Here is a 1,613-nt window from a genome sequence, read left to right on the forward strand (position 1 = left end):
GCCCCAATCCGACCCACCCCGTCGCGCGCCCGCGCCTGGGCGCGGAGCGGCCTTCCCGACCACACAGGCTGGATCAATGAACTCCGAGCACGACTGGATCACCACGCCGGTCACCATGGACCTCGTACGCGGCGCCGCCGACCTGGAGCAGACCACGCACGGCGTCATGCCGCACCGGCTGCCCGCCTGGGTCCGAGCCCAGTACGGCGACGGGCAACTCGCCATGGCCGAGTCACAGCCCTCGGGGGTCCGTCTGGTACTCCGTACCAGGGCCACCACCGTGGAGCTGGACGTCCTGCCCACCAAGCGCGTCTACGCGGGCGCTCCGCCCCGGCCGGACGGCGTGTACGAGCTGCTCGTCGACGGCCGGCACGCCGGCCAGGCGACCGCCACCGGCGGCAACACCCTCACCATCGACATGCTCGCCGGAACCGCCGAGACCGCGCCGGGACCGGCCGACACGCTCCGCTTCGCGGGCTTGCCCGACCGGGCCAAGGACATCGAGATCTGGCTGCCGCACAACGAGACCACCGAACTCGGCGCGCTGCGCACCGACGCTCCCGTCGAGCCCGTACCCGACCAGGGGCGCAAGGTGTGGCTGCACCACGGCAGTTCGATCAGCCACGGCTCCGACGCCGCGGGACCCACCAGCACCTGGCCCGCGCTGGCCGCCTCGCGCGGCGGTGTCGAACTGGTCAATCTCGGGCTCGGCGGCAGCGCCCTGCTCGACCCGTTCACCGCCCGCACCATGCGGGACACTCCCGCGGACCTGATCAGCGTCAAGCTCGGCATCAACCTCGTCAACAGCGACCTGATGCGGCTGCGGGCCTTCACCCCGGCCGTGCACGGCTTCCTCGACACGATCCGCGAAGGGCACCCCACCACCCCCCTGCTGGTCGTCTCGTCGATCCTGTGCCCCATACACGAGGACACCCCGGGGCCCTGTGCTCCGGACTTCAGCGACCTCAGCTCGGGGAAGATGCTGTTTCGGGCCATGGGCGACCCGGCGGAGCGGGCCGCGGGAAAGCTGACCCTCACCCTCATCAGGGAGGAGCTCGCACGCATCGTCGCCCAGCGGGCAGCGCGCGATCCGCATCTGTTCTACCTCGACGGCCGGGAGCTCTACGGCGAGACCGACTTCGCCGAGCTGCCGCTGCCCGACCAGCTCCACCCGGACGCCGCCGCACACCGCCGTATCGGCGAACGTTTCGCCGAGCTGGCCTTCGGCCCCGACGGCCCGCTCGCACCCTGAGGCCCGCAGACGCGTCGAGCGGGTGGGAGGGTGTTCCTCCCACCCGCTCGGGGTGTCGCATGCGCTGCGTGGGCGTGTGTGTGGTGTCGGCTGGGTTGCCTTYTGCTCAGTAGGCGGAGTCGACGTTGTCCATGGAGCCGTAGCGGTCGGCTGCGTAGTTGCAGGCGGCGACGATGTTGGCCACGGGGTCGGTGAGTTTGTCGGGGGTGCGGTCGGCTGGGTTGCCTTCTGCTCAGTAGGCGGAGTCGACGTTGTCCATGGAGCCGTAGCGGTCGGCTGCGTAGTTGCAGGCGGCGACGATGTTGGCCACGGGGTCGGTGAGCTTGTCGGGGGTGCCCTTGACGTGGTACTGGTCGAAGGT

General features: G+C 70.8%; 1 protein-coding gene and 2 pseudogenes. 1 reads left to right on the top strand and 2 read right to left on the bottom strand.

Annotation, left to right across the window (positions count from 1 at the left end; genetic code table 11):
• Nucleotides 1–76: 76 nt before the first annotated feature.
• Complete coding sequence (locus AB8Z75_RS34635; RefSeq protein ID WP_369209063.1) at nucleotides 77–1,252, top strand: GDSL-type esterase/lipase family protein; 1,176 nt, start codon at nucleotides 77–79, stop codon at nucleotides 1,250–1,252.
• 106 nt (nucleotides 1,253–1,358) lie between these two features.
• Here AB8Z75_RS34635 and AB8Z75_RS34640 read toward each other — a convergent pair.
• Nucleotides 1,359–1,460: pseudogene (locus tag AB8Z75_RS34640) on the bottom strand (phage tail tape measure protein); the annotation flags it as partial.
• Between the two features lie 24 nt (nucleotides 1,461–1,484).
• A pseudogene (locus tag AB8Z75_RS34645) lies at nucleotides 1,485–1,613 on the bottom strand (phage tail tape measure protein); the annotation flags it as partial.

This window comes from Streptomyces sp. PU-14G, from assembly GCF_041028275.1.
Lineage (GTDB): Bacteria > Actinomycetota > Actinomycetes > Streptomycetales > Streptomycetaceae > Streptomyces.

Coding starts and splice junctions, on each gene's coding strand:
- AB8Z75_RS34635 (WP_369209063.1), top strand. CDS start 77: ATGAACTCCGAGCACGACTGGATCACCACGCCGGTCACCATGGACCTC.